This window comes from Pseudoalteromonas sp. AWH4_217 (assembly GCF_056161105.1).
On sequence record NZ_JBSWYM010000007.1, the window covers coordinates 95,693 to 117,992 of the forward strand.

The 22,300-nt window shown below is 48.0% G+C and carries 19 protein-coding genes; 12 read left to right on the forward strand and 7 right to left on the reverse strand.

Annotation, left to right across the window (positions count from 1 at the left end):
- Positions 1 to 214: 214 nt before the first annotated feature.
- Positions 215 to 616, forward strand: a complete 402-nt coding sequence (locus ACXAH1_RS10255; RefSeq protein ID WP_138553255.1) for an ExbD/TolR family protein — start codon at positions 215 to 217, stop codon at positions 614 to 616.
- A gap of 57 nt (positions 617 to 673) precedes the next feature.
- On the opposite strand, the gene ACXAH1_RS10260 is transcribed toward ACXAH1_RS10255, so the two are convergent.
- A complete protein-coding gene (locus tag ACXAH1_RS10260) occupies positions 674 to 1,432 on the reverse strand; it encodes a substrate-binding periplasmic protein (RefSeq protein ID WP_475196492.1) in 759 nt (252 codons plus the stop codon).
- Positions 1,433 to 1,551: 119 nt separating this feature from the next.
- Positions 1,552 to 1,938, reverse strand: coding sequence for a hypothetical protein (locus ACXAH1_RS10265; RefSeq protein WP_138553253.1), 387 nt, complete (start codon positions 1,936 to 1,938; stop codon positions 1,552 to 1,554).
- Positions 1,939 to 2,169: 231 nt separating this feature from the next.
- Here ACXAH1_RS10265 and ACXAH1_RS10270 point away from each other — a divergent pair, with 231 nt between their 5' ends.
- The 5 genes from ACXAH1_RS10270 to ACXAH1_RS10290 all read left to right on the forward strand — a co-directional run bounded on the left by ACXAH1_RS10270 (position 2,170) and on the right by ACXAH1_RS10290 (position 7,844).
- Positions 2,170 to 2,991: a spondin domain-containing protein gene (locus ACXAH1_RS10270; protein ID WP_475196495.1), complete on the forward strand. Its 822-nt coding sequence runs from the start codon at positions 2,170 to 2,172 to the stop codon at positions 2,989 to 2,991.
- Positions 2,992 to 3,213: 222 nt separating this feature from the next.
- Positions 3,214 to 4,428: a serine hydrolase domain-containing protein gene (locus ACXAH1_RS10275; RefSeq protein ID WP_475196497.1), complete on the forward strand. Its 1,215-nt coding sequence runs from the start codon at positions 3,214 to 3,216 to the stop codon at positions 4,426 to 4,428.
- Between the two features lie 448 nt (positions 4,429 to 4,876).
- Positions 4,877 to 7,357 carry a beta-N-acetylhexosaminidase gene (locus ACXAH1_RS10280; RefSeq protein WP_475196498.1) on the forward strand — a complete coding sequence of 827 codons (2,481 nt, stop codon included), beginning with the start codon at positions 4,877 to 4,879 and terminating at the stop codon, positions 7,355 to 7,357.
- A gap of 103 nt (positions 7,358 to 7,460) precedes the next feature.
- Positions 7,461 to 7,613, forward strand: a complete 153-nt coding sequence (locus tag ACXAH1_RS10285; RefSeq protein WP_253047668.1) for a hypothetical protein — start codon at positions 7,461 to 7,463, stop codon at positions 7,611 to 7,613.
- Between the two features lie 36 nt (positions 7,614 to 7,649).
- Positions 7,650 to 7,844 carry a hypothetical protein gene (locus ACXAH1_RS10290; RefSeq protein WP_253047670.1) on the forward strand — a complete coding sequence of 65 codons (195 nt, stop codon included), beginning with the start codon at positions 7,650 to 7,652 and terminating at the stop codon, positions 7,842 to 7,844.
- Between the two features lie 62 nt (positions 7,845 to 7,906).
- Here the strand turns inward: ACXAH1_RS10290 and ACXAH1_RS10295 are convergent, their stop codons facing one another.
- Entirely contained in the window at positions 7,907 to 8,851 is a 945-nt protein-coding gene (locus ACXAH1_RS10295; protein WP_475196500.1) for a LysR family transcriptional regulator, read from the reverse strand.
- 107 nt (positions 8,852 to 8,958) lie between these two features.
- On the opposite strand from ACXAH1_RS10295, the gene chrA reads away from it, so the two are divergent.
- From chrA to ACXAH1_RS10310, 3 genes are all read left to right on the forward strand, one after another.
- Complete coding sequence (gene chrA / locus ACXAH1_RS10300) at positions 8,959 to 10,107, forward strand: chromate efflux transporter (protein WP_475196502.1); 1,149 nt, start codon at positions 8,959 to 8,961, stop codon at positions 10,105 to 10,107.
- A 156-nt stretch (positions 10,108 to 10,263) separates the two neighbouring features.
- Complete coding sequence (locus ACXAH1_RS10305) at positions 10,264 to 11,097, forward strand: mechanosensitive ion channel family protein (RefSeq protein ID WP_475196503.1); 834 nt, start codon at positions 10,264 to 10,266, stop codon at positions 11,095 to 11,097.
- A 130-nt stretch (positions 11,098 to 11,227) separates the two neighbouring features.
- Positions 11,228 to 13,948: a PAS domain S-box protein gene (locus ACXAH1_RS10310; RefSeq protein WP_475196504.1), complete on the forward strand. Its 2,721-nt coding sequence runs from the start codon at positions 11,228 to 11,230 to the stop codon at positions 13,946 to 13,948.
- Between the two features lie 105 nt (positions 13,949 to 14,053).
- Here the strand turns inward: ACXAH1_RS10310 and ACXAH1_RS10315 are convergent, their stop codons facing one another.
- Together ACXAH1_RS10315 and ACXAH1_RS10320 are read right to left on the reverse strand one after the other, a co-directional pair.
- Complete coding sequence (locus tag ACXAH1_RS10315; protein WP_138553245.1) at positions 14,054 to 14,302, reverse strand: hypothetical protein; 249 nt, start codon at positions 14,300 to 14,302, stop codon at positions 14,054 to 14,056.
- A gap of 83 nt (positions 14,303 to 14,385) precedes the next feature.
- Positions 14,386 to 16,260, reverse strand: coding sequence for a monovalent cation:proton antiporter-2 (CPA2) family protein (locus tag ACXAH1_RS10320; protein WP_475196508.1), 1,875 nt, complete (start codon positions 16,258 to 16,260; stop codon positions 14,386 to 14,388).
- Between the two features lie 316 nt (positions 16,261 to 16,576).
- Here ACXAH1_RS10320 and ACXAH1_RS10325 point away from each other — a divergent pair, with 316 nt between their 5' ends.
- On the forward strand, positions 16,577 to 17,101 hold the full coding sequence (locus tag ACXAH1_RS10325) for a cytochrome b (protein WP_475196510.1): 525 nt from the start codon (positions 16,577 to 16,579) through the stop codon (positions 17,099 to 17,101).
- A 192-nt stretch (positions 17,102 to 17,293) separates the two neighbouring features.
- Here the strand turns inward: ACXAH1_RS10325 and ACXAH1_RS10330 are convergent, their stop codons facing one another.
- Complete coding sequence (locus ACXAH1_RS10330; protein ID WP_475196511.1) at positions 17,294 to 17,443, reverse strand: hypothetical protein; 150 nt, start codon at positions 17,441 to 17,443, stop codon at positions 17,294 to 17,296.
- Positions 17,444 to 17,728: 285 nt separating this feature from the next.
- Between ACXAH1_RS10330 and ACXAH1_RS10335 the strand changes: the two genes are divergently transcribed.
- Entirely contained in the window at positions 17,729 to 18,910 is a 1,182-nt protein-coding gene (locus tag ACXAH1_RS10335) for an acyltransferase family protein (protein WP_475196513.1), read from the forward strand.
- A 337-nt stretch (positions 18,911 to 19,247) separates the two neighbouring features.
- Positions 19,248 to 20,138 carry a DUF2306 domain-containing protein gene (locus ACXAH1_RS10340; RefSeq protein ID WP_475196514.1) on the forward strand — a complete coding sequence of 297 codons (891 nt, stop codon included), beginning with the start codon at positions 19,248 to 19,250 and terminating at the stop codon, positions 20,136 to 20,138.
- An 80-nt stretch (positions 20,139 to 20,218) separates the two neighbouring features.
- On the opposite strand, the gene ACXAH1_RS10345 is transcribed toward ACXAH1_RS10340, so the two are convergent.
- Complete coding sequence (locus ACXAH1_RS10345; protein WP_475196515.1) at positions 20,219 to 22,288, reverse strand: S9 family peptidase; 2,070 nt, start codon at positions 22,286 to 22,288, stop codon at positions 20,219 to 20,221.
- Between the last annotated feature and the right edge of the window lie 12 nt (positions 22,289 to 22,300).

Sequence of the window (22,300 nt, forward strand, 5' to 3'; positions counted from 1 at the left end):
CGACCCATAACCGTTAAACTTTAGTACTAAATGACGATATAAATGCAAATTGAGTCCTTAGCCCCAAAATCGGTGATGTTTAATTGATATATGCGCGTACACAGCGTCAAACTCAGGCTAAAGTAAAAGTTTGTAAACATTAACGGTACATTAAACCTAAACTAACATATAGGGTCTACGCTGAAAAGGAAATAACAAAAAAGGACCTAACATTATGACTAAATCTGCACATCATTCTGGCGCTTCTGACGTAACCGTAGACATGAACCCCATGTTGGATATTGTCTTTATTCTACTGATCTTCTTTATCGTTACCGCAAGTTTTATGCGGGAAACTGCCCTGCCAATCAATCGAACCGATCAGGCCGTAACCTCAATTGTGCCGAGCCTGACACCCGTCTTTACGATTGACGCAAAAAACCAGATTTATCTAAACAACAGAAAAATCGATATAGATACTGTCAGTATCAATATTGCCCGTCTTGGTGCGCAAGGCGAACTTACCAGTATCAGTCTTCGTGCACACCCGGATAGTCAGCATGCAACGCTGGTCGGTGTCCTCGATGCCATCAAAGCACAAACCTCAGCACCTGTGTCTTTGGGTGACACTCTCTAGTAAGTAAAATTCTATAGTAAATAGCGCAGCCAGACCCGGGACTATACCGGGTCTGGCTTAGTGTTTTGCAACCTGAATATAGTCAAACCATTTTTGCTGTATCCCCGCTAACTTGCCGTTACTGCTGATGGTCGAAAACGCATCACGGTAGCGGGCAACCAGCTCAGGGTCAGAGGCAATGTTGAAGGCAATACTGAGGTTTGTATTGAGCTCTGTCAGCTCCGCAACTTTGGCCAGGGTATTGAAATCCATACCAGCCTTGTTCGCCCGTTGCCAGATGGTTTGTTCAGTCCCGACCACCAGGTCAAGGCGGTCTTTTTCCAACATCCGCAGCAGCTGATCTTCATAACTGAGTGGTTTAAGATGAGAAAACTGACGTTTTGCCAGATACTGAGCAACATTAGAGCCTCTCAGAACCGCCACCCGATGATTTTTAAGTAACAGCAGCGAGTCAGATTGCGCGGGAAAGCGTCGAGCCAGACCCCATAAATAGATAGGATCCGTTTTGACTTCACCAATCCAGTGAAAATAGGGACTTCTGGCTTCGGTGTGAACTATCGAATAGATCAGTGTATTTTTTGTCGTCACGGCTGTCTGGTAGGCACGCGCCCAGGGCATCACGCTAATATCGGGTATATCACCGGCCTGCTGGCACAGCGCGTGAACGACTTCAGTCATAAATCCACCTAAACTGCCATCTTCATTTTTGATTTGGTACGGGTATAAATATTCGGTGACGACCTGTACTGTTGCCGCTTTGACGGGTGATATTATGGACAGCCAGATCACCACCCCCATACATGCAAAAAGTTTCATGACGCCCCCGGTACCACACTGACCTTACTGTTAGTCTAGGGGGGACACCTATAATTGCAAATAACACAACAAATTAGATATGCCATATGAAGTGTCCGCACATTGACGAAATAGCCAAGCTATTTTATTTTCTTCCAAATCTCCCGCTCCACAAACTTGCCATTTTCATACAATTCATGGTGCCACAGCTCTCCTTCAACCTTATAAGTAAAGGCCATCTCTCTGCCCAACAGAGTACTGACATTGCCATACTCGTAGGTCTCAATAAATTGGTTACCTTTGAGTACATAGGTTCCTCCACCCGCGTATTTGAATTTCCCCTGGCTTTGGGTGATGTAGCTATGGTGCGTGGGTGTGATCAATTTAACAGAGGTTAGCTCGGGCGCCTTGGCAGAGACGATACCCGATTCTGTTGCATACTGTCCTTCGACGAATTCCCAGCTGCCCAATAAAGGATTAGCCATGGCTGTGCCACTCAAAAGTGCCGTTAAAATTAGAGATTTCATATAGGTTCCTTGAATAACGAAATGCCTTAAGAGTGTTACATACTCGTTGTAGAAAAACAGTTGAGGATCTCTCATGTAGGTACAAACTAAAGATACTGGACGCATACACCACTGGCGTCTTTAATAACCTGCCGCAAAATTAAAAGTACATTTATTGTACAAAAAGTGAAATAACCTTGCCGGTTGTCGGGTCTTCTTGTCGACATTCTGACTCACTAACACGAGGCCAATATGAACATAGCAAGTATACCTTTTTGCGCACTGGTATTATTTACTCTGAGTGCTTGTGGTGGAGGGAGTGGTGGAGAACCAACCAGCACCAGTAACACGGTAAACACAGAGGCCAGTGATACGACCAGCACAAATACGCAAAATAATACGGATACAAGCTCAGACTCAGACACCAGTGGCAACGACAGCACAGATGCCAATAATGGTGATCAGGCTGCAGAAACCGTGACTTATCAACTCACATTTACCCGGACCTGGGAGTCCGACAATTTTCCCACCAACTTCCCGGGTAATTCGCACTTTTCTCCTTTGGTCGGACTCACCCATAATCAAGACGGGTTTATCTTTAAACCTAACACCACGGCCTCTGCCGGTATGGTCAGCATGGCTGAAACAGGATCTAAGACCGCACTAAAAGACGAAATCAGTACCATTCAGAACGCAGGACATTCAAATTATCTCATTGATGAATCAGGCGTCTCAGGCAGTGCCAAAAGCGTCACATTTACCTTTGAAGCCAGTCAGCAATTCCCTCTGTTGAGCGTCGTTTCCATGGTCGCCCCGAGTCCGGACTGGTTTATAGGCCTAGAAAGCTTCCCTTTGTTCACAGACAATCAGTGGATTGACAGTCAGACCATTCAGCTTAAGGTGTATGATGCAGGCAGCGACAGCGGACCGCGGTTTAGTTCAGCGAACCAGGCCACCAGCCCCGCGGAGCCGATAATGTTACTTACCAGCGACCCCAGTGACAGCGATTTTTCACAAGGGGTGCATGCCCAGTCAGGTGACTACATAGGTATGATAGAAATAAAGCGCCTGTAATTGTGAGCGTCTTCCACCTGCCAGCTCAGGGTCAGCGCTAAATCAAGCGTTGACTCTTCCACTTCAATCATAGCCAATGGAAATAAGTTAACTTTTAAATTCAATACCTTAAATTGATATCTTCGCCTCTTCTGAACCTTATACTTGTGTTTCCTTATCGATCAGGACACTCGCCTGCAAAGTGGCTGATATAACCGGAATAAAACAACAAGAGGCAAAGCTATGAAAGTTCCTTCAATGATGGTTTGTACCGCCTGTCTGATGCTCAGTGGCTGCGGCAGTGATAATAACGTGACCCATTCCTCAAAGCCTAAGTCGGCTGATATGCCCGTCACGCTCAGTGATTCCAGTCAGCCTATTCAGTTTGATATCCATGCTGATTATCAAAGCCTGCTTGATCAGGTCGTTGACGCAGGATTAACTGGCGTATCGGTTTATATAGATACACCTGGGTGGTCTTCAACCTACACCAGTGGCCTGGCCAATAAAGACACCAATGAACCACTCAAACCGGCGCATCTGTTCCGTATTGCCAGTAATACTAAGAGCTTTGTCTCGACGCTGGCACACCTCATGGCCCAGCAAGGCCAGCTCGACCTTGACAGCCCAATCAACACTTACCTGCCCGAAGAGATTAACGCTCGTTTGCCTAATACCAGTACCATCCGGGTCCGTCATCTGCTGCGTCATACTAGCGGCCTGAAGGACTATCTGAGTGTTCCGCAGTTCTGGCATAAAATCAAAGCAGAGCCCAATCATGATTGGCAAGTCACTGAAATGTTGAGCTATATTTATGATGAACCAGCACAGTTTGAAGTCGATAGTCGTTTCGACTACTCCAACACAAACTACCTGTTGCTGGGGATAATATTGGATGACTTACTGGGCTACGACCTTGCTATTGCGATTCGCCAGCAGATCCTGGAGCCACTGGGGATGACCGAAACCTATTACTATCAGAGGGAAGCTGTGGTTGGCGAACTGGTACATGGCTATGAAATGGAAGAGGACGGCCTCACTAGCTACCGCCACATCAAGCTGGGGTATCGAGCTGCAGATGGGGGAATGGTGAGCACACCAAAAGATCTTAGCTTGTTTTTCAGCGCCTTTGGTAAAACCCAGGCACCGTTTAACGCGGCGATTAAAATGCAAATGCTCGAAAACCTGAACACCATGGATGCAACCAGGGAGTACGGTGCCGGGATTGTGCGCAAAACAGAAGAAAGCACTTTTTCGTCTTTGTCAGGTAAAGTGGCTTATACGCATGGCGGTTACAACAATGGCTATATATCAAGAAGCTATTACTACCCGAAAGAAGACGTCAGCATCAGCATATTCTACAACCGCGTATTTAACCGCCAAACAGAACAAGACAAGCACAATATGGTTAACGCGTTTCGCGAAGCACTGCGAGCCAAAGTCTTTAATGAACTCTAATCATGGTCTCAGCCGGTGGTCATACCGGCTGAGGCTCACTGTTTATTAAACAGGCTAACCAGTGATCTCAAGAGAGGTACCCCGACCCTACTCTGGGAATGGGCATGGGTAGCGAGTCGTTTCTTTTAACACATTAGTTTTACTGTCATAATCCTGGTTTTCGATCGCCCCGCTGTTTGACATGTTAATCAGCTCCCGCTTTTGTGCAGGCTCTTTGAATTCGGCAATGGCCAGTTAACACTTAAGGTCTGGGCATTGCAAAAGTCCTGAGCTGGCTTTGTTAATCGCTTTAATGGTACTAATCCGGATTTGCGCTGAAAACAGTACGCAGGATTACAACGCTTAGGCAACACTACCTGACTGATTGAAAATCTCTCATTTGCACTGTTCCCATAAACACGATTTTATAGACCTCTTTTTGCTCGATGTTTTCAGGGACATGATCACTATGATGACTCATCTTAAGGCTTTGCTTTATAGCGTGTTTATTTGCTTAATGATGCTTACTACTGGGCAGGTTCAGGCGCATAACCACACGCCAATTTTGATGCCTGCGCCCACCTCACTCGTGCAGTCGGCACAAACACTTACATTAGACCGGCCGTTAATACTGTCGCTAAATGGTCTGTCAGCTCAGCGCAGCGCATTTATTCAGGCTTACTATCGAGAGCAATTCATTGAGTTTGGCTATCAGGTGTCGGCTGCCGCCTCCGAGCCCTCATTGCCCTTAGTTGTGACTGTACAGACTCCACAAGGTGCCTCTCACCAGCATCCACAACTCGGGCAGAATGAACACTATCAACTCAGTATCACCCAAACTGGCATAACGATTAGCGCGCCGAGTGATTTTGGTGCCTTGCATGCGCTGGCCACTCTCAGTCAGCTACTCTATTTTGCCCGCGACAGTCGCGAACTGGCGCTTCTGCATATAGAAGATAGCCCCCGATTTCCCTGGCGTGGACTGCTGCTCGACAGCGTCCGCCATTTTATTTCGGTTCCGGCAATTAAGCGTCAGTTGCGTGGTATGGCCGCAGCTAAGCTCAATGTCTTTCACTGGCACCTGACGGATGATCAGGGCTGGCGCTTCGTATCCAAAGCGTATCCCAGGCTACACCAGCTTGCGTCAGACGGTCAGTATTATACCCGGGCCGAAATCCGGCAGGTTGTTGAATACGCCAGCAACCTTGGGATCCGGGTGGTCCCTGAATTTGACGTGCCCGGGCATGCCTCTGCAATTGCGGTTGCCTATCCCGAGCTGATGACAGAAGTGAACCCCTATCAGATGGAAGATGGATGGGGCGTGTTTGAGCCATTGCTGGACCCCAGTAAACCCGAGGTCTATACCTTTATTAACGCCATTGTCGCTGAACTGGCCGAGCTCTTTCCTGATCCTTATTTGCATATTGGGGGCGATGAAGTAGATCCAAAACATTGGCAGAACAGTGAGCGTGTGCAGTCATATATGCATCAGCATAAGCTTAATACGAATGCCGATCTTCAGGCTCATTTTAACCACAAAGTACAGGCCATCTTGCGTAGTCACAACAAAAAAATGATGGGCTGGGACGAGATATTTCATCCCGCGCTGGATAAAGATGTAATGGTTCAATCCTGGCGCGGTAAAGCCAGCCTCAGCCAAATTGCGGCTCAGGGATACCCTGCGTTGTTGTCAGCCGGCTTTTATATCGACCAGCCACAGCCTGCCAGCTACCACTATCGTAATGAACCGTTCGATACTGATCTGCACCAACCACACCCGGTAAACACTCAGGACGCGATTCAGGCCTGGGACTTTACCATGCCAAGGCTCAAAGGCAGTGCAGTCAGGGGCAAACTGGTACTGGTGACACAACAACAATCGGTCCGCCATGCCTACATACAACTGAATGACAGGCCGTTTAAGCAAGCCCGGCTCGATAACCACTTGATATCACCCGATGCAGGTCTGTCGCGACTCAATGCCACTATTGACAGTTGGATGGGGCCGACCCGCGCCGAGCTGACACTCGATAAAACGGCAGGTATTTCAGGGCGGATCCTCATTGGTAACGCAGTCTATCCGGTGACAGGTAAGTTGGCTGCACATTTTTCTCATGCTGACTTTGTAAATATGCCCTTCCTGAGTGCCATGAACGCAGAGGCGAAAAGCAATATTTTAGGCGGCGAGGCGACGCTGTGGAGTGAGTTGGTGACGGAGCAAAACCTCGATATACGCAGCTGGCCGCGCCTGTTTACAATCGCTGAGCGTCTCTGGTCAGAGCGAAAAGTGAGTCATGAAGCTGCCATGTATCAGCGCCTTCATGCACTGTATACTTTTGCCGATGCCATTGGCTTGCATCATGACAAGCAGTTTCGCCGGGGTCTGCAATCACTGCTCAGCTCACAGTCCAGTGATGCAGACCTGGCAGTGCTGACACGTTTTGCCGAACAGCTGGAGCCTGCCAGCTACTATACCCGCCATCACATAAAATATCAGCAGGGGCTGTATCATCAAAATGCCCCCCTGGATCAGCTGGTGGACTTCCTGCCAGTAGAGAATCAAACCATGCTAATGCTCTATCAAAAACTGGCACAGTTCAGACAAGGCGATAGCAACGCGTTGCAGCACATTACCGCCACGCTTAAAGCCTGGCATACTGATTACCGTTTATTAGCGCCTCTGCTTGCCAAAACCCCGACGTTGCATGGACTGCAGACAACTCTGGCACAAGCCAGTGCCATCAATGAAATAAGCCTGGCGATTATTCGCAGTTGTACAGTAAGGCCATCAGTCTCAACACAGCGCATGCAACACTTTGCCGAACGCCTGAAGGAGATCCAAAATAAAACTACAGAGATAGTCGTTGCAGCAGGGGTTTTCAGTGAACATTTGCTGGAGGCGTGTCGTGCCGATGGAGCCTCATCGGCTCCCATCAGCATAGACCTTTAATATCTGGATATCGGCGAATATACGCTATAGTTGCCCGATTCATTCTAACTGTGTTAGGGTTAAACCGATATAAGGTACAGTTGAACATTATAAGGAAAATAAAATGAAAATAAGTCTGGTTAAGAAAAAGTTGAAGACATTATCTGCGCAAGAGCAGGCATTAAAACTGCAACTCACACCACAAGTATTTGGTGGGTTTGGCCCCTCCAATATGTCCGGAGGGCAAGCCTGCCCCAATCACTGCGGTGGCATCTAGCCCTTACACACGAATAGACTAATCAAGGAAATTAAGATGATACTCACTTTACAAAAAAAACCTCTGAAGTCACTGACGCTGGACAGCACGCATCTCAACAAAGCCGCCACTCGCCAGATTGCAGGAGGTCATTTCTCCATTGTAGATCAGTGCCAAAACACCAGTGGGACGGGTGAATGTGATGATTCCTACACGGAAGATTGCCCTACCAATGAGTGCAACGGCCGGTAGCCGACCAGGCTATGGACTCGCGCCATAGCCACCTTAGTTATTTGCTACTAGCCACAGCCCGCTCACTTTTCTGTATCATCAACCACAGTCGGCTCTGCCAGCGCATTTCCTATTAATCCTCTGAGCCATACACTTTTGTCATCCAGCTGACGTTTCTTCAGCCACAACATAGCAATGTCGAAGTCCGGCACTGGCAATGGTGGATCAAAGTACCTCAGGCCTGCATCTTCACATGCCAGTTGCGCCATTTTTAATGGCACAATGGCAACCAGGCGGCGCTGTCTGAGCAAGCGTTGTATCGTCAGAAAATTACGACTCGCCACAGTTACCCGGCGGGTTAATCCCGCTCTGGCCAGCAACTGGTCCACCTGAGTGGTTAAACGCCCATCCGGACTGACCAGGGCATGCTCAGTCTCAGCGAAGGCCGCCAGATCCAGAGGTATTTGTGTTGCAAACTGTACAGGGTCTGCCAGACAGACATGACGCTCTGTGTACAAGATAAGACTGTCAAAAGACTCGTCTGGTTCGGTAATGCTGCCAATAACCAGATCCAACTTCTCTTTCTCGGTCAGGGTAATGTAGTTGCTGCGATTGACGTTAACAAAACTGATCTGCGCTTCAGGCGCCTCTGCACGAATGCGATCGTAAATCACAGGCGCAAAGTTGAGTTCAGCATAATCAGTCAGGCCGATGCGGCAAACCCCGTCATACTTTTGCGGCACAAACTGAGCTTTATTGAGCAACGTCTCGGACAAAGTATCCAGCAGCTGCTCCAGAGCAGGGGCGATCTGATGGGCATATTCGGTGGGCTCCATGACATGTCCTTTGCGCTCAAACAGCTCGTCGTCAAACAAGCGCCTTAGTCTTGCCAGGCTGTGGCTCATTGCCGACTGACTGACACAACTTTGCTCGGCCGCCTGACTGACACTGCGACAACGATATAAATAGGCAAATGCGACCAGTAAATTGAGATCTATCTGGCGCCATGGCACATCATTGAAGCTCATACTCTCAATCCTATATAGTTCATAGTCTGAATCAAAACTATTAATTTGAATCATTCTACGTCATTTTTTACTCTATCGTCAGTCCTGATAACAGAGCACACGCTACTATGTTCACTATTTTTAAAACCTTCTTTTTACTCGGCTGGATAAGCTTTGGTGGCCCGGCTGCCCACATTGGTTATTTTCGCCAAACCTTTGTGGAGAAACTCAAGTGGCTGGATGATGCTGACTATGCTCAGCTGGTAGCGTTGAGCCAGTTCTTACCCGGCCCGGGCTCAAGTCAGGTCGGCTTTGCGCTTGGCTACAAACGCGGTGGTCTGGGAGGCGCCTGTGCGGCCTTCTTTGGTTTCACTTTACCGTCGGTCATGATCATGGTGCTCCTTGCCCTGATGGCCAGCCATGTCACTGACACGGATGTGTTTCAGAACCTGGTGCATGGTCTGAAACTGCTTGCCATTGTGGTCGTTGCTGATGCCGCCTGGGGAATGTATAAAAACTTTTGCAAAAGCACGCTCACAGTCAGCCTGTGTTTGATCACGGCAATAGCCCTGTTGCTGCTGCCGGGAATTATGACTCAAATGGGTGTACTGATCCTGGCGGCTCTGGTTGGTATGCTTTACCTGAAAGGGAACACCCAGACGACACGTCCCGGTTCACCTTTTAAGGCTAACTGGCTGCCTTTGGCTATATTTGCCGGCTTATTCTTAGGCCTGCCTTTTGTTGCCCATATGAACCCGTCTGTTGCCCTGTTTAATGACTTTTATCAGGCTGGCAGCCTGGTGTTTGGGGGTGGTCATGTGGTGCTGCCACTACTGCAAAATATCCTTGGCGACGGCCTCAGTCAGGATGCATTTTTAACCGGCTATGGGGCAGCTCAGGCTGTTCCCGGCCCGATGTTCACATTTGCAACTTACCTCGGCTATACACTCATGCCAGCAAACCCAATCACAGGTGCACTACTGGCAACTTTGGCCGTGTTTCTGCCTGGCTTTTTGTTATTGCTGGGGGTGCTCAAAAACTGGCAACTACTGTCCTCACGCCCCGCCATTGCAGGCGCACTGAGCGGCGTCAATGCCGCCGTGGTTGGCCTGTTGGTGGCAGCCCTCTATCAGCCAGTCTTTACCAGTGCAGTGCAGTCAGCACAAGACATAGCCCTTGTCCTGGTGGGTTTTTACCTGTTAAAACAACTGAAGCTGCATATTGTCTGGCTGGTGATCACTTTTATACTGGCTGGCGTGACTATGGGGCTGGTATAGTGCTGCGCAGCAGGAGGGAATGCACACTCTCCCTGCTGCTGCAAATCCTCTCCTCCTTTGCAATCTAATCCCATTCAGGTTGAACAATCTCGGGTTAGCAACTAGTTTTTAAGCGCACAAAGGCGATTCATTAAACTCTAATACCGAGGTTGGTCTATGGACAGCTTTCTAGAACAAATCGATATCAATCAATATTTACCTGTGGCCGTTGACTGGGCGACTAACTTAGTACTGGCATTGTTCATTCTGATCATTGGCATCTGGCTGGCGGGCAAGGCTTATAAAGCCGTGGTGTCTGTTGCGAATCGCTACGATAAGCTGGATGACACGTTATTTAAATTCTTTGGTAGTGTCGCCAAATACACTGTGCTGGCCTTTGTCGGCATCGCAGTGCTTAACCGTTTCGGCGTGCAAACCGCGTCGATCATTGCATTGCTCGGTGCCGCCGGGCTTGCGGTGGGACTGGCACTGCAAGGCACTTTATCCAACCTCGCAGCGGGCGTCATGCTGCTCATTTTCCGCCCCTACAAGGTCAATGACTTTATCGACACCGCAGGCCAGTTTGGTAAAGTGACTGAAATTGATATGTTTACTACGATATTGCAGACCTTTGATAACCAGCAGATAGTGATCCCGAACAGTCATATATGGGGCAGCAAAATTGTTAATCATTCCCATCACAGTATTCGTGGTGTTGATATGCGGTTTGGCATTGCGTACAGTGAGAGTATTGATGATGCCAGAGCCGTGATCCAATCCGTATTGCAGGCTCATCCTCATATTTTATCGGAGCCTGCACCTTTTGTTGAAGTGGAGTCACTCAACAATAGCTCTGTCGACTTTTTGGTCAGGCCATTTTGCCAAGGTGCACATTACTTTGATGTGCTCTATTCCGTGCCTGAACAGGTGAAAAAAGCACTCGATAAGGCCAACATCGAGATCCCCTTCCCGCATCGTAAGGTTATTCTGGTCAACGAAAGCGATACCTGAGACTCATGTGCTGGGGCTGCATACCAAATGCCAGCCCCATAAAAACAGAATCTAATATGTCAAACTTTGGTGCCCTGTTATTCCTTGTCTATAGTGTTTATAGATAAATGACAACATACTGGGATGTGATATGGCGCTCTTTGGCTTTGCTAAAACAAAAACTTCCGAACCACAAGTCACCTTACCGCAAACATTACCTTGGCTAAAACTCGACCAGCAGGGCAATATACTCGCTTCCAGTCAGGCTTTCAGGGCGATGCTGGCCTTAGCAAACAGCGCGGTCCCCAAAACGCTGTCGGCCTTGTGCAATCATCAAAGCGAGTATCAGGCGCTTTGTGATGCACTGCGAAGCCCTGAACAACATACAGCCCTGATTTGTAGCATGCATAATACCGAAGGGTCTCTGTACACCGTCTCAGTGCAATTTTGTTTGGCAGATAGTACACAGTCCTTTGCTGTGCTTCAGGACGTTACTGCACAGTATCAGCCTTTGATGGACAGCGCGTTAATCACTCAGGCGCTGTCAGACGCACAAGCCTTGGCAGAGCTGGACCTGCGGGGCACCATGCTCAATGCCAATAACCATTTTTCAAACCTGGTGGGAACCCCAAAACAGCATTTGCTCAATGAGCATTATCAGCAGTTTGTGGTCAACAAGCCGCTTGATGAAACCCACTGGGAAGCACTTTGTGCGGGCGAGTCTGTTGAATGTGACCTTAACTGGCAAATTGATGAACAAACGTTCACCTGGTTACATGCTAAGCTCGTTCCCGTGGCAAACAGCCGGCAACAAATATCGAAAATCCTGCTGTATGCCAGCGATATTTCAAAGCAGCGCCAAACCCTGATCAACCTGACCAGCCAGATTGACGGGATCCGCGATGCACAGGCGGTTATTGAGTTCACCCTGGATGGCACCATAGTGACCGCAAACCAGAACTTTCTCGATGTCATGGGCTATCAGCTGACGGAGATCCAGGGGCAGCACCATCGGATGTTTGTCACTGCGGCAGATGCTGTCAGTGACGAGTACACCGCTTTTTGGCAGGCGTTGGGACGGGGCGAACTGCAGTCTGGAGAATTTAAGAGAATCAATAAGCGCGGCGATCCCGTCTGGATCCAGGCACACTATACCCCTCTCTACGATGAAAATGGCCGGCTCTGGAAGATCATGAAGTTCGCCTCTGACATCACCGCAGACAAACTCAGGGCTTTTGAAGCACAGGGTCAGATAGATGCCATAAACCGCTCCCAGGCGGTGATCCAATTCGAGTTAGATGGCACCATTTTAGACGCCAATGACAACTTTCTAGAAGCGATGGGTTACCAAAAAGAGGAGGTCATCGGGCAACACCACCGACTGTTTGTTGAGTCCGGATATGCGCAAAGCGAAGAGTATCAGCAGTTTTGGGCTGACCTTAAAAACGGCCATTTTCAGTCTGGTGAGTTTTTTCGACTTGGTAAACATGCCAAACCAATCTGGATCAGCGCAACTTACAATCTCATCCGTGATGATGAAGGTAACCCCCTAAAAGTCGTTAAATACGCCATGGATATCACGCGTCAGAAACAGATAGCGGCAGATCTGGAGGGACAAGTAAAGGCTATTCATAAATCTCAGGCGGTGATTGAGTTTGAAATGGACGGCACTATTGTCTGGGCCAATGACCTGTTTTTGGCCACCATGGGGTATACACTCGACGAGGTAAAAGGCCAGCATCACCGTATGTTTGCCACCGCGGAACAGGCGCAAAGTGACGAGTATCAAAGGTTCTGGGCGCAGCTCAACCGTGGTGAATTTGACTCAGGACAGTACATGCGAATTGCCAAAGATGGGACTGAGGTCTGGATACAGGCAACCTATAACCCCATACTGGACCAGCATGGTCGCCCGGTCAAAGTCGTTAAATATGCCACAGATATCACGGCGCAAAAGCAAGCCGTACAGCATATCAAAGATGCTATTTTTGCGCTTGAGCAAGGCGATTTAACCCATCGTATCACGGCAGAACTGGGAGAGGATTTCTCTGTCCTTACCAAGGCGATGAATGGACTGTTTGATAAACTCAGTGAGCTGGTGCAGACAATTAACAACGGTGCTGCACAAGTGTTTGACATCGCCAGACAAATCGCCAGCAATAATGAAGAGCTCAATAGCCGTGTTGAAAGTCAGGCAGCCAGTCTGGAGCAAACAGCGGCCACTATGGAACAACTTACCGCAACCGTGAAAAACAATGCGATCAGCGCAACCACAGCTTCTGAACGGGCAACGGTTGTCCGTGAAAAAGCGGTTAGTGGTAAGCACACCATTGAGGATGCCATCAGTGCTGTCGGCAATATCGAAGACTACAGCCGAAAAATCTCCGATATCGTTGGCGTGATTGATGAAATTGCCTTTCAAACCAACCTGCTGGCACTGAATGCATCCGTTGAAGCTGCCAGAGCGGGTGAGGCAGGCAGAGGGTTTGCTGTCGTGGCCAGTGAAGTGCGTAACCTGGCACAACGCAGTGCCAGCGCAGCCAAAGAGATAAAAACACTCATCAAAAACAGCGTCGATGCTGTGAGCGAAGGCAGCAAACTGGTTTACGAGTCTGGTACAACTTTCGATGAGTTGACGGAGTCGATTGCACAGGTCAGCGACATGGTCGCCAACATTGACGATGCCAGTAAGGAGCAGGCATCCGGTATCGCCGCAGTATGTTCAACCATTGCGCAAATGGATGGCATTACCCAACAAAATGTCTCTTTGGTGGAAACCACGTCAAAGTCGGGTAAAACCATGGAAAACCAGGCACGAGTACTGACCGATCAGGTCGCATTTTTCCATCTGGATGAGAGCCGCTTATCTTAGCGGCTGCTCGGTTGGTAGTCGCGAATAAAACTATACTCAAATTTACCCGTATTGAGTTCGTCACAAACAAATCAAAGCGACCCGATACATCTGAGCGGTGGAATTTTAGTGGCTTTTTTTCGGCCCCTGACGTACTAGGTCTTTACCATTGTCAAACACGTCCTGAGTGACCCAGCGGCCGAGGATCAGCTGATGATTGTCATCCAGTACTGCTACAAACGGTCGACCATTGCTATTATTGGTCGCCAGTGCAACACCTGCGGCATTATTCAGGCCCAGACCGCCACTTTCCACCAACCTCAAAAAGGCCTCCAGTTCATCCAGCGTGCTGATCAGTTCTTTGTCGTCAATCATGTTTTTTACTCAGTTGTCGCTAAAAGCGCGTAGCATATCAGCTCTGCCATTGTCTGCGCCAGTATTGGTGCTGTAGATCCTACTCAGCGCCCTTTACCTCCATGCCCCTGTTCATCGGCGATGTCGGATTGCATCGCTTGTTTGATGGCCTCTTCAGTCTGGATAAAGAGCTTACGATAATCGTGGTCGTACTGCTGCCCTTCACTGCCATGTTGCCAGGTATCATACAGTTGCTCCGATGCTGCTTTTTCGGTTTCCCAGAAAGCCTGTTTTTTCTGCTCGGCAAGTGCAGGTTCAAAACCAAGGCAAGTCAGTGCGCTAGCCCCCAAGTCTAATGCTGAATGATACGTCTCACTGACAATCACATCGGCACCGGCGTGTTTCAATTCATAGTGATGACCCCTGTCGAACGCCCTGGCCAGTACGATTACGCCTGGGTGGTTTTGCTTAACTGCATGCACCAGTGCTCTGGCACTTTCCCGATCATCAATGGCAACAACCAGTAACGCGGCCTGTTCAATACCGGCTGTGTGCAATAGCTCAGGCCGTGTCGCATCTCCAAAGTAGGCTTTGACCTGTATCCGACGCATTGACTCAACCTGATTCACATCGAGATCCATGACCACTGTGTGTACGCCATTGGCGATCAGTAATCGGTTTACAATCTGACCAAATCGACCAATCCCCGCAATAATCACCTGACCCTGCTCCTGGATATCATCATATGCCTGAGGATTAGTGGTCTGCTGATAGCGCGGTAATATGACTTTGTCGTAGAGAATAAACAGCATAGGTGTCAGAAACATGGATAAGGCCACAACGAGTTGTAGCAAGCTCACAGTCGCGGCCGGAATAACATGGTTTTGCAATGCATAACTCAAAAGTACAAAACCAAACTCGCCAGCCTGAGACAAACTCAGAGCAAATAACCAGCGATCACTGTTGCGAATTTTGAACAGCATTGCCAGCGCCCACAGTACGCCAGCTTTGACCAGCATCACCGTTAGTGTGAGTGTGATGATTAGGAGCAGATGCTCAGACAGTATGGCAAAGTTAATACCTGCCCCAACTGTAATGAAAAACAGCCCCAGCAATAAGCCCTTGAAGGGCTCAATATTTGATTCCAGCTCATGACGAAATTCACTGTTGGCCAGTACCACACCCGCCAGAAAGGTGCCTAAAGCCGGGGATAACCCCACCAGGCTCATCAAAGCGGCAATACCAATGACAAGCAACAAGGCGGTTGCAACAAAGATCTCCCGTAGCCCTGAGTTAGCAACATAATGAAACAAGGGGCGACTCAGGTAATGCCCTATCACGACAACCCCTGCGATGCTGGCAAAAATCGCACCGGCATAGGCCCAGGTTGGCAACCCAGCCACTAAGCTCAGTGATTCATGGTGCTGCGCCGTGGTTTGCATCGTCTGTGCAGCACTGACCAACTCGGGCAGTGCCAGAACCGGAATAAATGCCAGTATGGGGATCACGGCAATATCTTGCATCAGCAACACTGAAAAGGCATTGTGCCCGCCTTCTGTCTTTGTCAGGCCTTTTTCATTAAAGGTTTGCAGTACAATTGCAGTAGACGACAAAGAGAATACCAAGCCGATTGCCACTGCGACGCTCACAGGCTGGCCCTGTAACCAAGCAATGAGCGCCAAAAGAGCGGCGCTACCGGTGACCTGTAACCCGCCCAGGCCTAATAATCGGTGACGCATTTGCCAAAGCATCTGAGGGTGCAGCTCCAGTCCGACCAGAAACAACATCATAACCACCCCAAACTCAGCAAAATGCTGAATTGTTATGGTTTCTTCGCCTACCATCCCGGACAAAGGACCAATAATCACCCCGGCAATGAGGTAGCCAAGTACCGAGCCCAGTCCCAGTTTTTTTGCCAGCGGCACCATAATGACGGCGGCTGCCAGATAAATAAAAGCCTGTATAAAATAGCCAGTCATGCGACGCCACCTGCTACTTTTACAGCAACCTGGCACACGGCTTTGTTCGCATCGAGGATAATGCAAGGCATTGATCCGATAACACTTAGTACTTTATTTTTTTTCATATTCAGACATCTCAATTTCGCGCAGTGACCTTCTAAACTTTAGTACGAAATGGGTGAATATGCCGACTCAGACTGGTTTACGGATGATGGAATGGCCACACAGACACACTGCCCGGTTCAACCGCCATGGTACCAGGTTCAGTGCATCGGAGTTTTAACCGTGTTTTAACTCTCCACAGCGTAGCGTGAGTAAAAAAAGGACTGCTAAAATGACCTACACAACTTCTACAGATAAGTTTGACCGCACGGCACGTGCACTTCACTGGATCTCAGCCGCCGTGATCCTGTGGGCAATGCTTTCTGGTTTTTACATGGCTTTATTTGAAGTGGACAACATAATCAAGAAAACACTCAGTACCTTCAATGTCTCTTTGACCTTCGTCTATTTTCCGCTATTCCTCTGGCGTCTGGCACATAGAATTACCTGCACACCACCGACCCAGCTCGAACAACTCAATCAACATCAGGCAAAGCTTGCCTGTGCAGCACATAAGTTCATTTACTTACTCACGACTATTGTGATGTGCTCCGGTGTATTAATGATGCGGCACTCGTTCTGCGTGTTTGGCCTGTTTACTGTGCCGCCTTTGCTCAGCACCACGAGCCTGCAGGACGTATTTGCCCGACTACATGTGATCAGCAATATTTTATTGCTGTTCATGATCACTTTACATATTTTGGCTGTGATAAAGCATCAGCTTGGTGGACGAGCAATACTACAAAGAATGTTGTGAACTAATCACGATAGTGCATATTTACAGGCGCCGCATACCCGGAAGAATAGTAAAGCAGCGGATTTTCATTAATGGAAGGTAATAGAATCAAAATATCGGGAAGCCACAGAAAACACAAAATGCAGCCCTTTTTTGCAAGATGGCTCATCTAATGCGGGTAAATGAGCCAATTCACTTAGACGGAGCTAAGTATTATTTTCGGATACAAGAAAACGGGCCACAACTACCATACCAGGCCTGACTTAAATAGCCGCCCGCGATTTGCGCAGTTTGTTCTTGATTTAGCTGGTCTTTAGTTTTAGACAGGTTTTTGATGCTATTTTTTTTGATTTTTAATTTCATGGTCATTCCTTTCTACACTAATCATTGTTGTTTTGTGTTTATATCTAACCATCCGAAGAATTACTCACAGATGGATAAGCCTGTCAATTTCTTGTTAGAAATCAACACACACAAAACTAACACTGCAAAAATAAAAAAACAACACCACTCACACAAATCAAACAGCCACTTTTACTTCTCCAGTCCATAACAAAACTCTCAACCACACACTGTTCCTATATAGTTGTTCTCTCAAGACATTTGGTGATAATCTGTGCAAAGTTGCAGTTTTTAAGGACAAACGTTATGCAATCTTCTCCTCGTTTTCATTATATAGACAACCTGCGTAGTCTGGCTTTGTTACTGGGTGTCGTGTTTCATGCTGCGCTGGCCTATGGCCCTTACTTTTCAAATATCTGGTTTACCGCCGATCCGACCAACCACGTTGCTTTTGACTACTTTGCTATCTGGTCCCACTTATTCAGAATGCCGCTGTTTTTTGTCATCGCCGGGTTTTGTGCAGCCCTGCTTATCAGTAAACGCGGTGGCAATGGCTTTATTATTAATCGCCTTAAGCGCTTATTGCTGCCATTTGTGGTGTTTTTTCCTCTGACCATGCTGGTGCTGTTCCACGCACTTGGCTGGGGAGCTGAAATTACTCACGAAAAACCAGCCCTGTTTACGGTTTTTCAGTCTGTGAAAGAGCCTATTATCTCGACTATGCATTTATGGTTTTTATGGAATCTGACCCAGTTCTGTTTACTATTTTGGCTGTTGCAAAAACACGCCAGTCTGTATCAGTCGATATTGGCAGTGGTTGTCCGCCCGGCTTTTCTGCTTGTGGCTTTACCCATTTTGCTTACGGTCGCACTATATCAGCAGCTGGTGCCATTCCCGGCTCCCGATAAACTCTACCCAGAGCTTTGGTCCTATGGTTTTTACGGCGTTCTCTTCCTGGTCGGTGGCGGACTTTACCACCATTATATCCGGGTGCAGCAGTATGCCCGATACTTTAGTCCCTTGCTGATAATAGCGTGTCTGTCATTAGTGCCTTATTTTTATCTCATGCCACCTTCTCCCTCATTGGAAGCCATAATTCGCGCGGCCAATACAGGAGTAACAACACCTGAGCAGATAGATATCTATGTTGTCATCGCTCAGTCGATTGCGATTGTGGCCTGGACTGGTGTGGCCTTTTTGGCAGGCTATAAATGGCTCAACCGATTCAGTCAGCTAAACAAATATTTGTCGGATGCCTCTTACTGGATCTACCTGATCCATGTACCTGTGCTAATGTATATCCAGTTCCCACTGAGTAATACCGCTTTGTCGCCCTGGCTTAAAATACTCGTCGCCGTGTCTGCAACCATGGCCCTCGGTCTGCTGAGCTACCAGCTACTGGTCAGACACACTTTGATAGGTGTTTTGCTCAACGGAAAAAGGGTTAAATCAGCCCCCTCTCAGCAACAAGCTACGCCAGTTTCATAACTATAAACCCGGTTAACTGACCGCTGGGCGACGTTCACCAAGCAAATTATTTAGACGATGTAAAAGCAGGTAGATGAGGGCTACCTGCTATCAGTAAAAACACGATAGAAAAACACTAGTCATTTGATTAATATAGTTATAATTCTTAATTTTGATACCGTCCCCCTGCTTTTAAAGCTGTTTTCCCAACCGGCTTCTCGTCGACTGAGCATCGCTTTAAGCGCCTGCTTTCTTGTACCCTGTCTTATAAATTAGGTTCTAAAAGGCCCATTCGAACGACAGAACATTCCCCTTTCAGCAAACTTACCAACATATCCACAGCTAAGGGGACGTCAAAATGGACAAAACACTCGAAAATGCTTCTCCAGCAGAAGCGATTAAAAAAACAACCACAATAAAGTCGCGCCAGCCTCTGTCATTACAGACCGCCAGGAACGCACTCAGTTGCAGTGTGATATTCTGGTTTCTATCCGTGCTGCTTGGGCAATGGTTTTTCTTTTATTACATCATCAAGTTTTACGGATTTTCAGTGATCAATGACAATATGGAGATCTGGAATCGCTGGGAGGTAATGGGGGCGACCCCCTATCATGCGGGAGACTTTGCGGGTAACCTGGCTTTTGCTGCCCACGCAATCGGTGCAGGCATTGTCGCGTTTGGGGGCGTATTTCAACTTATTCCCAAAATGCGCAGCCGCTTCCCAGTTTTCCACAGAATCAATGGTTACGTTTATCTGTTTACCGTCATCTTGCTGGCCCTCTCAGGTTATTATCTGGTGTGGTTCAGAGACACAAGCCCTATCCAATTGGGCGACATAGGCACCAGTATTAATGGGTCGTTGATCCTGGGGTTCGCCTATTTAACAGTTCACAGTGCGATAAAGAAAGACATGGCAAGTCACAGAAAGTGGGCCATCTGTTTGTTTCTGGTTTCAAATGCACAATGGTTTCTTAGAGTGGGTGTATTCAGTTACCTGATCACAGGCACCACATTGGGCCTTAACCCCGCATTTGGCGATCCCTTCTTCTCAATGTGGACTTTTGGCTGCTTTCTGATCCCGCTATTAGCAGCGCAGCTATACTTTTATGCTCAGGCAAACCACAAGACATCAGTAAAACTAGGTGTCAGTATCACTTTGTGTGCATTAACCTTACTTATGCTAATCGGCATCGTGGGTTATACACCTTTTCTGCTCTCAGTTATGTCTGAAGGGCCCATCTCGATGTAACTTCGAGTACTTGCAAGCTCATAAAAAACAGGGCGATTTAATCGCCCTGTTTTATTTTTATAAAAACCGATTAGCCGCTTCTATAGCTTTTTGATATCAACACGCAGTGTATCCAAATGTGCACTAATCGCCGGGTCTACCTTGTTCGAAGTACCACCACCCAGATGTTTGGCAAAAAACCGTTCCATCGCCACAATCGACGCCAGTTTATTGCTTTGCTTCATAAAGCCGTGACCTTCGTCTTTAGCGAGAATGTACTCGACGGGGTGGTTTTTAGCTGCCAGCGCTCTGGCGATGTTATCCGACTCAACCTGGGTAACTCGAGGGTCATTTGCACCTTGCACCAACATCAAAGGCGCTTTGATTCGGTCAACAAAGTTAATCGGCGAGCGCGATTGCATATCGGCTCTGTCCCGGGCTACCTCAGGGTCTCCCACTGAAACATACCAGGTACCCAGATAGGGGCGGTAATGCGCAGGGAAAGATTCCATCAAAGTCACCAGACTGGATGGACCAACATAAGAAATCACAGCTTTATATACATCTGGCGTAAATGTCGCACCGGCCAGCGCAGCATACCCGCCATACGAAGCCCCCATAATGCCAACGCGCTGTTTGTCTGCGATGCCTTGCTCTATCAGATAATTTACGCCATCTGTCAGGTCATGCTGCATGGTGCCGGTACCCCAGTTTTTCTCACCAAGCTGAACAAAACGCTTACCAAACCCAAGTGAACCGCGAAAGTTAGGTTGCAGTACGGCATAACCACGGTTTGCAAAATAATGGGCTACGGGTACAAAATAACCGCTACTGTAGCCCCACTGATCTCTCGCCCAAGGTCCGCCATGTGGCAGCACTATGGTTGGCAGATTCTTATTTAAATTCTTAGGTAAGGTCAGATATGCCTGGATTTCAACCCCATCAGATGCCGTGTAGGTAATCGACTTTCTGTCTCCCAAAAGGACAGGGTCAAATCCGGGCGCTTCATTTAACAAACCTGTCAGCTTATCCTGAGCCGGATAATAAGCATATTTTTGATCTGGCTGGTCGGCAAATGACACCGTCAGTAGCCACTGGTCTTCCTTGTGATTAATTTTATCTACTTTTACTTCAATCTCCTGAGAGAAGCGACTTTGTATTTTGTTCAGAGCGTTGGCCGCAGTGTCTGTCAGTGGGTAATTACGCAGTTTACCGCCATAGTAAGATACAATCAGTGGTTGACCTTGCTCATCAAACACAACGTGATGCAGGTCAGAGCTATGTTCTGGATCGCGGTGCACCGTTTCAATAGATTTGCTCGCCAGGCCCACTTTAATGAGTTCCTGCTTATCACGACCTTCGATGCTACCTGCCACAAAAGCGGTATTGGTTTGTTCATCAAAGCTGATGAGCTCCAGTATCTCGCCCGGTTCAGTTGTCATCACCTTGAGCCAGCGTCCATCAGTGAATCTGTACATACTTCTGGAATTGTCCGCATTAAGCGCCAATCCTAATGCTACCTGACCAGATTTACTCAACTGCGCCTCGAACAGGCTCACACTGTTGGTCTGGGTTTGGGTCAGCTTACCTGTATTCACGCTCAGGTGAAAATAATCGATCCGCTCCGGAGTAAGGTGATTCGCTGCAATAACGAGCACATTTGCATCCTGCTCCGATTGCCCCAGCAGACTGTAATCAACCTTGTCATCGTGGGTGAGCCGGGTCATGGTACTGGCTGTCAGCGTCTTATCGTTCAGCGCCAGTTTATAAATCTGACTATTTTCGTTGCCCTGATGATCTTTAGAAAAAATAATTTCGTTGTGATTGGCAGACCAGATAAAACTATCAACTGAGTCTGTAAGGTTGGTGACTGGCACAGGTGCCATATCAGGCTCATCAGCAGCAACCACAAACAGGTTATGTGCGCCGTTGTGCATTTTCAGAAATGCGATCCATTTGCCATCCTTTGACATCGATATCGACTTTTTCTCACTGGTACTGAATAAACTCTCAACATCCACAAATGCCGACACATGCTGAACCGACTCTGACTGAGTAAGCGGCGGCTTGTCGCTCAGTATACAGCCTGACAACATAGCCGTTGTACCTAGTACGGTGCTTAGTGCAACACTTAGCGTCAGTCTGGTTAATTTGTTTTTGTTCTTCATCATGTCACTCCTTAT

Coding starts and splice junctions, on each gene's coding strand:
- ACXAH1_RS10255 (WP_138553255.1), top strand. CDS start 215: ATGACTAAATCTGCACATCATTCTGGCGCTTCTGACGTAACCGTAGAC.
- ACXAH1_RS10260 (WP_475196492.1), bottom strand. CDS start 1,432: ATGAAACTTTTTGCATGTATGGGGGTGGTGATCTGGCTGTCCATAATA.
- ACXAH1_RS10265 (WP_138553253.1), bottom strand. CDS start 1,938: ATGAAATCTCTAATTTTAACGGCACTTTTGAGTGGCACAGCCATGGCT.
- ACXAH1_RS10270 (WP_475196495.1), top strand. CDS start 2,170: ATGAACATAGCAAGTATACCTTTTTGCGCACTGGTATTATTTACTCTG.
- ACXAH1_RS10275 (WP_475196497.1), top strand. CDS start 3,214: ATGAAAGTTCCTTCAATGATGGTTTGTACCGCCTGTCTGATGCTCAGT.
- ACXAH1_RS10280 (WP_475196498.1), top strand. CDS start 4,877: ATGATGACTCATCTTAAGGCTTTGCTTTATAGCGTGTTTATTTGCTTA.
- ACXAH1_RS10285 (WP_253047668.1), top strand. CDS start 7,461: ATGAAAATAAGTCTGGTTAAGAAAAAGTTGAAGACATTATCTGCGCAA.
- ACXAH1_RS10290 (WP_253047670.1), top strand. CDS start 7,650: ATGATACTCACTTTACAAAAAAAACCTCTGAAGTCACTGACGCTGGAC.
- ACXAH1_RS10295 (WP_475196500.1), bottom strand. CDS start 8,851: ATGAGCTTCAATGATGTGCCATGGCGCCAGATAGATCTCAATTTACTG.
- chrA (WP_475196502.1), top strand. CDS start 8,959: ATGTTCACTATTTTTAAAACCTTCTTTTTACTCGGCTGGATAAGCTTT.
- ACXAH1_RS10305 (WP_475196503.1), top strand. CDS start 10,264: ATGGACAGCTTTCTAGAACAAATCGATATCAATCAATATTTACCTGTG.
- ACXAH1_RS10310 (WP_475196504.1), top strand. CDS start 11,228: ATGGCGCTCTTTGGCTTTGCTAAAACAAAAACTTCCGAACCACAAGTC.
- ACXAH1_RS10315 (WP_138553245.1), bottom strand. CDS start 14,302: ATGATTGACGACAAAGAACTGATCAGCACGCTGGATGAACTGGAGGCC.
- ACXAH1_RS10320 (WP_475196508.1), bottom strand. CDS start 16,260: ATGACTGGCTATTTTATACAGGCTTTTATTTATCTGGCAGCCGCCGTC.
- ACXAH1_RS10325 (WP_475196510.1), top strand. CDS start 16,577: ATGACCTACACAACTTCTACAGATAAGTTTGACCGCACGGCACGTGCA.
- ACXAH1_RS10330 (WP_475196511.1), bottom strand. CDS start 17,443: ATGAAATTAAAAATCAAAAAAAATAGCATCAAAAACCTGTCTAAAACT.
- ACXAH1_RS10335 (WP_475196513.1), top strand. CDS start 17,729: ATGCAATCTTCTCCTCGTTTTCATTATATAGACAACCTGCGTAGTCTG.
- ACXAH1_RS10340 (WP_475196514.1), top strand. CDS start 19,248: ATGGACAAAACACTCGAAAATGCTTCTCCAGCAGAAGCGATTAAAAAA.
- ACXAH1_RS10345 (WP_475196515.1), bottom strand. CDS start 22,288: ATGATGAAGAACAAAAACAAATTAACCAGACTGACGCTAAGTGTTGCA.